This is a genomic window from Halobellus sp. (assembly GCF_042218505.1).
GTDB lineage: Archaea > Halobacteriota > Halobacteria > Halobacteriales > Haloferacaceae > Haloquadratum.
Genome location: NZ_JBDGQZ010000021.1, coordinates 19,778 through 27,595 on the forward strand (window position 1 = coordinate 19,778; position 7,818 = coordinate 27,595).

The 7,818-nt window shown below is 66.0% G+C and carries 7 protein-coding genes; 1 reads left to right on the forward strand and 6 read right to left on the reverse strand.

Features of this window, described 5'->3' with window-relative positions:
• Positions 1 to 12: 12 nt before the first annotated feature.
• The 5 genes from gatE to ABEI27_RS07150 all read right to left on the reverse strand — a co-directional run bounded on the left by gatE (position 13) and on the right by ABEI27_RS07150 (position 5,228).
• Entirely contained in the window at positions 13 to 1,881 is a 1,869-nt protein-coding gene (gatE, locus tag ABEI27_RS07130; protein WP_375798718.1) for a Glu-tRNA(Gln) amidotransferase subunit GatE, read from the reverse strand.
• Positions 1,882 to 1,947: 66 nt separating this feature from the next.
• Positions 1,948 to 2,112 (reverse strand): HVO_2901 family zinc finger protein, encoded by a 165-nt coding sequence (locus ABEI27_RS07135; protein WP_375798719.1) that lies wholly within the window; start codon positions 2,110 to 2,112, stop codon positions 1,948 to 1,950.
• Between the two features lie 95 nt (positions 2,113 to 2,207).
• Complete coding sequence (locus ABEI27_RS07140) at positions 2,208 to 2,978, reverse strand: class I SAM-dependent methyltransferase (RefSeq protein WP_375798720.1); 771 nt, start codon at positions 2,976 to 2,978, stop codon at positions 2,208 to 2,210.
• Positions 2,975 to 3,742 (reverse strand): hypothetical protein, encoded by a 768-nt coding sequence (locus ABEI27_RS07145; protein ID WP_375798721.1) that lies wholly within the window; start codon positions 3,740 to 3,742, stop codon positions 2,975 to 2,977. Before ABEI27_RS07145 ends, ABEI27_RS07140 begins: the two co-directional genes overlap by 4 nt.
• 76 nt (positions 3,743 to 3,818) lie before the next feature.
• Positions 3,819 to 5,228 carry a class II fumarate hydratase gene (locus tag ABEI27_RS07150; protein WP_375798722.1) on the reverse strand — a complete coding sequence of 470 codons (1,410 nt, stop codon included), beginning with the start codon at positions 5,226 to 5,228 and terminating at the stop codon, positions 3,819 to 3,821.
• A 146-nt stretch (positions 5,229 to 5,374) separates the two neighbouring features.
• Between ABEI27_RS07150 and ABEI27_RS07155 the strand changes: the two genes are divergently transcribed.
• Positions 5,375 to 7,009 carry a potassium channel family protein gene (locus tag ABEI27_RS07155; protein ID WP_375798723.1) on the forward strand — a complete coding sequence of 545 codons (1,635 nt, stop codon included), beginning with the start codon at positions 5,375 to 5,377 and terminating at the stop codon, positions 7,007 to 7,009.
• A gap of 61 nt (positions 7,010 to 7,070) precedes the next feature.
• Here ABEI27_RS07155 and ABEI27_RS07160 read toward each other — a convergent pair whose 3' ends face one another.
• Entirely contained in the window at positions 7,071 to 7,331 is a 261-nt protein-coding gene (locus tag ABEI27_RS07160) for a BolA family protein (RefSeq protein ID WP_375798724.1), read from the reverse strand.
• Between the last annotated feature and the right edge of the window lie 487 nt (positions 7,332 to 7,818).

The following is a 7,818-nucleotide window of genomic DNA, read 5'->3' on the forward strand; positions in this document are numbered from 1 at the left end:
AGAGGCCGACGGTCAGGCCCGCTTCTGGATCTCCTCGCGGAGGACGTCGCTGACGACTTCCCCGTCGGCTTTGCCGCGGAGTGCGCCCATCGCCTCGCCCATCAGGGCCGAAAACGCGCCCATCCCTTCCGCCTGGACCTGATCTGCGTTCCGGTCGACGACGTCGCTGACGGCGTCACGGACGTCATCCTCTGAGACACCCGAGAGGCCGACCGCCTCGACGGCTTCCTCGGCCGACAGCGTCGGGTCCGCCGCCAGTGCCGTGAGCACGTCGTTGACGCCCTCCTTCGCGAGGTCGCCCGCCTCGACGAGTCGCATCGTCTCCAGCAGGTGCTCGTCGGTCAGTTCGCCGACCGCGACGTCGTCACGGCGCCGTTCCGTCAGCGTCGATTCGAGGAGGCCGGCGGCGAACGTCGCGTCGATCCCCTCCTCGACGGCGCGCTCGAACAGCGGCATCCGACGCCCGTAGGCGACCTGCTCAGCCAGTCCGGCGTCGAGTCCGAACTGCGTCTGATAGCGCTCGACTTTCTCGGTAAGCAGCTCCGGAGTCTCCACCGCCGAGGGATCCAGTTCGACCGGGGGAACGTCCGTCTCCGGATACATCCGTGCCGCGCCCGGCAGCGGGCGGAGATATCGCGTCGTGCCGTCGTCGTTGGCGCCGCGGGTCTCCTCGGGGACGCCTTCGAGGGCCGTCTCGGCGCGCTCGGCGGCCGCTTCGATCGCCTGTTCGGCAGTGTCGTCGTCGGCAGCGACGATTGCGACGGCGTCGTCGTCGCCGGCACCGACCGCCTCCGAGAGCGTCTCGACTTCCGCCGCTGTGACCCCGTATGCGGGCAGTTCGTCCGTGTGGAAGATTCCGCCCGCACCGTGGCGCTTGGCGTGGTCGGAGAGTTCGGTGCCGAGGCGGCGATCCGGTTGCAACTCCCGCCCCACGAGGCCGTCGAAGCCGTAGAGAGGGACGGCCAGCACCGAGTCACCGTCGGAGAGCGCCTCACCGATGACGCCGGAGTCAGTCCCGGCGAACACGTCTGAGACGTCCTGGACATCGCCGACGCTTGCGTCCCGGTCGGCCAGTTCCTTGCGGATGTCGAGCAGTTCGACCTGCCGACCGACCTCCTGGCGAACGATGTCGGCGATCTGATCCAACGCCTGAACGCCCTTGATCTCGACGCGAGCGCCCTCGGCGATCGAGACGTTGACGTCCTGCCGGATGGTGCCGAGTCCGCGCTTGACTGCACCGGTCGACCGGAGCAACATCCCGATTTGCTCGGCCGCTTCCTGCGCCTGCGCCGGCGAGTCGATGTCGGGTCGCGTTCCGATCTCGACGAGCGGGACGCCGAGTCGGTCGAGCGAGAACGTGACGCCGTCGCCGCGCTCTTCGACGCGCTGGGCGGACTCCTCTTCGAGCAGCAGATCCTCGATGCCGACTGGACCGTCGTCGGTCTCGATCTCTCCGTCCTGTGCGACGAGCGACGTCCGCTGGAACCCGGAGGTGTTCGAGCCGTCGATGACGAGTTTTCGCATCACGTGAGCCTGGTCGATCGGCTCCATATCGAGCAGGTCCGCGATCTGGAGCGCGACCGCCCGAGCCTCTTCGTCGAGTCGGTGCGGTGGCTCTTCGTCCTCCTCGACCAGACAGGTGGTGTCGTACGCGAGGTACTCGAACTCGCGTTCGACCTGACTTTCCTCGAGCGCCGCCTCGTCCAGTTCGCCGAGTTCGCTCTTCGTCGGGTGGAGATATCGCGTGAACGAGCGCGTCGCCGACGCGGGATCGCGTTCTTCGGTCGGACAGCCACAGAACAGTTTCGTCGCGGTATCGAGTTGCTGGTGGATCTCCAAGCCCGCGACGAGGCCGAGACCGTCGTAGTCGTACGCAGTCATTATCCAGGTGTGCGCACGCCCGGGGTAAAAATGATTCAGTCCGCGTCCGGGCGGGTGTCGCGCGTGCTACAGTCGTCGCAGTCCGTCACCGATGCCGCGGCCTTCCTCACACTCCGGGCAGACGTAGTGCCAGCCGTCGCTCGTCGCCTGTCCTTCGGGGAACGTCTCGCCGCAGTGCCGGCACTCCAGGAGGTCGCGTCCCTGGTCCCGGCTGTGTTGGAGACCCTGCATACCTGAAAATCGACGGATCCGACTATCAACGTGTCGGTTTTGCGGTGACTGTGGGATTACCACGAAATCGACGGACTGCGGGTCCGGAAGCGCCGTCAACCGGTTGTTGGGGGTTCGGGGCTGTCGGTCCGGTGGGACGAGTCGCTTCGTCGAGTTTCCGCGTCGCGCTCCCGGCGTCCCGCGTTGACTTCGATCGTTCCGAAGACGTACTCCTCCGTGGTGACAGCCTCCATCTCGGTTTCGAGCGCGCGGCGCGAGGCGGCTGTCCGCTCGTCGAGTTGCTCCAGTGGGTCCGCCTCCTCGACGTCGAACAGCCGTGCGTTCACCCGTGCGAAGGCGCTGAGTGCAGCGTTCGCGGGACGGGTCCCCCGCGGCGCGAAGTTGGCTACGACGACGCTGTCCGCGAGCGCACACCAGCGGCGGACGACCGACTCGGGATCCGGAAACAGGGACGTCACGAACGTCGAGAGCACGGCGTCAGCGTCCTGAACCGGCGGCCTGGTGGCATCGCCCCGGACGAGTGAGACGTTTCCCCAGCCGTGGCGGTCGATCCGTCGGCCGGCGCGTTCCAACATCGGCCCGGTGATGTCGATGCCGACGACGCGACCGTCGGAGCCGACAGCACGACGGAGCGCAGGCAGGTTGACACCGGGGCCGCACCCGAAGTCCACGACGGTGTCGCCCGAATCGAGTCCCAGCGCGTCGACACATCCCTCGCGGACGCCCCCTACGGACGCCGTGGCCCGGGCAAACCAGCCGTACAGCGGGGCCCACGCACCGTAGTTCCGCTGGACTCGACGGGCTTGTTCGAGCGTGAACGTGATCTCGTCGACCGCACGGTCGGAGGGAGAGCCCCGCCCCGTCACGGGTCACCCGCGAGCGCCTCGGGCGGCGTCTTCGGCCACCACTGCTCCGGGCCGGCGCGGGCGACCGTCGAGAAGCACTGTTCGGAGCCCGGACACCCTCGCGGCCGCTGGTAATCGATCCCCCGCTCGCGAAGGTACGTCACGTACCCGTCGTCCACGCGGTCCAGTTTCTCGTGACACACCCATCGCTTACCGCACTGTCCGGCCGCGACGTTCCGGTACGGACAGGTGAACGTCGTTCGCTCCGCTCCCGTCTCGGCCTCCGTGTTGTCGATTCGGACGCCGACGGATCGGTAGGCGAGTCTGAGTCGGCGGACGACCGTCGCTGGCGAGGTCGCACCCAGAAACAGTCCGTGGGCGAGCACGTAACCAAAGCTGTGCAACACCCGTTCGAGCGGCGTCAACTCCGATGGCCGGTCGGTCAGCAGGCCTCTGAGGTCGTTGTACCACGCTGAGACGGCAGCAACTTCCGGCCGGGCCTCCGCGGCTCTCTGCAGGTCCTCACGCCGGTCGTGAAGCGGTGCAGCGCCGTCCGAGAGGCGTAGCGAGGGCACCGACTCGACGTGCTCAAGCACCCGCTCGCGTAACACCTTATCCTCAGCGTAGTCGGTCGTCAGCCGTTCCAGTTCGGGATGCCAGCGCTCCACCATCGCGCTGTACGTGCCATCGAGAAGGTCGTCGATCCGTGCCACGGCAGCGGCGTCCGGAGGTTCGGGGAAGTCCGCGACCGTCCGCCGGAGGTCTTCAGGGGTCGGGCCTGCCATACAATCGCATACGGACGGAGCCACAAAAATCTGCAACAGCCTCGGCGTGCCGCGCGGTGACCAACCGATTGCGGTCTCAATCCTCGCCGAGGATGCCGCGGTGGGTCATCGACCCGGGATCGAGTACCTCGTCGGCCTCTGCGCGGCTGAGGTACCCCTTCTCGACGACGACGTCGCGGACCGTTTTGTCTTCTTTGAGTGCCGTCTTCGCGACCTCACTGGCCTTGTCGTACCCGATTGTGGGATTCAGCGCGGTCGCCAGCGCCATCGAGCGCTCGACCTGTTCCTCACAGACCGCCTCGTTGGCTTCGAGTTTCGCGACGAAGCGCTCGGCGAACACCTCAGCGGCGTTCGCGAGCAGTTCGTTCGATTGCAGGAAGTTGTGCGCGATGACCGGCTTGTACAGGTTCAGATCGATCTGGCCTTCGGCGGCCCCGGCAGCGACGGCCGCGTCGTTGCCGACGACCTGTTTATGCACCTGGTTGACGGCCTCCGCGACGACCGGATTGATCTTCCCCGGCATAATCGAACTGCCCGGCTGATTCTCGGGTTGCTCGACCTCGCCCAGGCCGTTACGCGGTCCCGACGCGAGGAGTCGAAGATCGTTCGCGATCTTGTTCAGCGATCCCGCAACGGTTCGGAGCGCACCGTGGGCCTCGTTCATCGCGTCGTGTGCGGCCTGCGCCTCAAAATGGCTGTCGGCTGGCCGGAAGTCGAGTCCTGTCTCCTCGGAGATGTACGTCGCAGCGCGGTCGGGGAACTCCGGATGCGTGTTGAGCCCCGTGCCGACGGCGGTCCCGCCGAGAGCGAGTTCGCCGAGGTGATCCCCGACGCGCTCGGCTCTCGTCACGCCTTTCTCCACCTGGGTCCGGTACCCGGCGAACTCCTGGCCGAGACGGATCGGGGTCGCGTCCTGGAGGTGGGTCCGGCCCGTCTTGACGACGCCGTCGAACTCGGCTTCTTTGGCCGCGAGTGCGTCGACGAGCGCCTCCAGCGCCGGGATCAGATCCTTCTGGACGGCCTCCAGCGCCGCGACGTGCATCGCGGTCGGGATCACGTCGTTGGAGGACTGCCCGTAGTTCACGTGATCGTTCGGGTGGACGACGCGGTCACCGATCGACTCGCCCAGTATCTCGGCCGCACGGTTGGCGATCACCTCGTTGGCGTTCATATTCGAGGACGTTCCCGATCCGGTCTGGAACACGTCGACCGGGAACTCCTCGTCGTGCTCGCCCGAGATGACTTCGTCTGCCGCTTCGACAATCGCGTCGGCAGTGTTCTCGTCGAGGAGGTCGAGGTCGCGGTTGGCCTGCGCGGCTGCCTTCTTGACAATCCCGAGCGCGCGGACGAACCGGCGTCCGAACGGGATCCCCGAGATCGAGAAGTTCTCGACGGCCCGTTGCGTTTGCGCCCCCCAGTAGGCGTCTTTCGGTACCTGCATCTCGCCGAGGCTGTCCCGCTCGGTGCGGTACTCGTCATCGGACATATGCGTATCGACGGCTGGCCGTTGCGTAAAACCCGTCGGTCTCTGTGCAGAGGCTCCAGCCAACTCTCTGAATGTACACACGGTTCGACTGCCCGTCCCGGAGTCCCTTCCAGTCCGTTTAAGAGACTGCCTGCCCACCTGCGACTGTGAACACGTGGGGACGACGCGTCATCGGATATACCGTGTTTCTCGTGGCGGTGATGTTCCTGACAGCGCTGGGCTACCAGTGGGGAATGCGAACGTACGAGGCAGATCCGGTCACGTTTCTCCACTCGCTCCAGGTCGTCGTCGAGATGTTCACGACGACCGGGTTCGGCGGCGACTCGCCGTGGACGAGTCCGGAGATGAACATCTACATCAGCGTCGTCAACCTCGTCGGGATGGCGCTGCTGATCGGGACGCTGCCGGTTCTGGCGACGCCGTTTCTGGAGCGGGCCTTCTCGACGACCGTTCCGAAGGCCCTCGAGGAGGCGCTCGAAGATCACATCGTCATCTGTTCGTACACGCCGCGAGTCGAAGCGCTCACCACCGAACTCGACTCACAGGGCGTACCGTTCGTCATCGTCGAGTCCGACCGGGAGCAGGCCACCGAACTGTACGAGGACGGCAGACGCGTGATTCTCGCTGACCCCGAATCGACGGATGGACTCGAACGGGCGAGGCTACCGGACGCGCAGGCGCTCGTCGCCGACGGCGACGATCAGGTGGACGCGAGCATCGTGCTCGCCGCCAAGGAACTCGCGGAAGACGTCTCCGTCCTCAGCGTCGTCGAGGAACCGGACCGGGCGAAGTACCACCGGCTGGCGGGGGCCGATCAGGTCCTCTCCCCGCGCTCGCTGCTCGGTGAGAGCCTCGCCGCGAAGGTGACGACGGCGCTGAGCGCCGAGATTGACGAGGCGATCGAAATCGGCGACGACCTGGAACTCGCCGAGGTGCCGGTCCATCACGGCAGTCCGCTCGTCGGGACCACCCTGGCCGACAGCGGCATCCGAGAGGAGACGGGCGTCAACGTGATCGGCGCGTGGTTCCACGGCGAGTTCACGGCCAGGCTCTCGCCGGACGACGAGTTGACCGCCGGAACGGTGTTGTTCGTCTCCGGCCGCCCCGAACAACTGGCCGAACTGCTGGAGATGACCCGGGCCGGACTCAGACAGTTCGGCACTGGGAAGACGGTCATCGTGGGCTACGGACAGGTGGGGCAAACCGTCGCGGCCGTCCTCGAGGAGGCGGGCGCTCCGTACACGACGGTCGATCGGTCGGGCCAGACGGGGGTCGACGTCGTCGGCGACGCAACGGAACCGGAGACGCTCGAGGAGGCCGGCGTCGCCGACGCCCGAACAGTAGTGCTTGCGCTCCCAGACGATACGACGACGGAGTTCGCGACGCTCGTGATCCGGGATCTGGCGCCCGAGACGGAGATTATCGCGCGCGTCGAGGAGGCCCCAAGCATTCCGAAGACCTTCCGCGCCGGCGGCGACTACGTCCTGTCGCTTGCGACGGTGACCGGTCGGATGATCGCGTCGCGGGTGCTCCAGGATCGGGACGTCCTCTCTGTAGACCAACAGGTAGAGGTCGTTCGGATGGAAGCACCGCAGGCCGTCGGACGGACAATCGGCGAGGCCGACATTCGCGCTCGAACCGGGAGTACCGTGGTGGCCATCGAACGCGACGTGGGCATCGTGACCGACGTCGGACCGGAGACCCGTATTCAGGCCGAGGACCGACTGATCGTGGCCGGCAGCGACGCGAGCGTCCGGGAGTTCGAACAGACGTTCGCGTAGACCGCGGGTGGTTCGGTGGCGCGGATCGGTCCGGAACAGGTGGATTTGGAGCGACGGCACCTCAGTTCCGGTTGCGGTACTCTTCGGGCGTGAACGTCTTCATCTCCAGCGCGTGGATGTCGGTCGTCATCGCCTCCCCGAGCGCGTCGTAGACCATCTGGTGCTGTTCGACGAGCGTCTTGTCCTCGAAGGCTGGCGAGACGACGACAGCCGCGAAGTGCGCGTCCTCGTGGTTCTCGTCGGGAACACGCGGAAGCGTGACGCTGGCCTCGGCGTCGTCGATCCCCGCTTCGATCCGCGTTTCGACTTCCTCAGTGTCCATAGTCGAAGTCCGTGACTCGTCGTGATAAAGTCCTGCGCTACCGATCCGAGTAGCCGAAGCCTCGCTCGATCCAGACAGTCGAGCGAGATGACGGGTTCGGCCAGGCGGTCATCAGGTCGGCTACTCTGTTGATCACTGGCGCTCTCGAAGCATCGTGGCGAACAGTCGGTCCCCCTCTTGATTACGTTCTCGCGCCGAGGTCCCGAACACCCGCTGTTCAGCGCGAGGCTGTCTCCTCCGTCACAGGGGGGGCTGGCCACCTTACCACATATAAAGCCTCGTGATGTGGTACGTCACATCTGGTACCGACGCTCGTCGTCGCGCTCGGGGTACTGATCCCGGCCCGTCATTTCCTCGAAGGTCATCTCCGAGAGGTACTCGTTATTTCCTCCAGTAGATACGAAGAATACTTACTATTTTGTAGGTGGAACCCGTGGGGTAATGGATGGGAGCGCAGTCAGACCGATTTGACCGCGAATTGCAGAGA

Bases quoted from the DNA above. Each gene is read 5' to 3' on its own strand.
- gatE (WP_375798718.1), bottom strand. From the start codon at position 1,881: ATGACTGCGTACGACTACGACGGTCTCGGCCTCGTCGCGGGCTTGGAG.
- ABEI27_RS07135 (WP_375798719.1), bottom strand. From the start codon at position 2,112: ATGCAGGGTCTCCAACACAGCCGGGACCAGGGACGCGACCTCCTGGAG.
- ABEI27_RS07145 (WP_375798721.1), bottom strand. From the start codon at position 3,742: ATGGCAGGCCCGACCCCTGAAGACCTCCGGCGGACGGTCGCGGACTTC.
- ABEI27_RS07150 (WP_375798722.1), bottom strand. From the start codon at position 5,228: ATGTCCGATGACGAGTACCGCACCGAGCGGGACAGCCTCGGCGAGATG.
- ABEI27_RS07160 (WP_375798724.1), bottom strand. From the start codon at position 7,331: ATGGACACTGAGGAAGTCGAAACGCGGATCGAAGCGGGGATCGACGAC.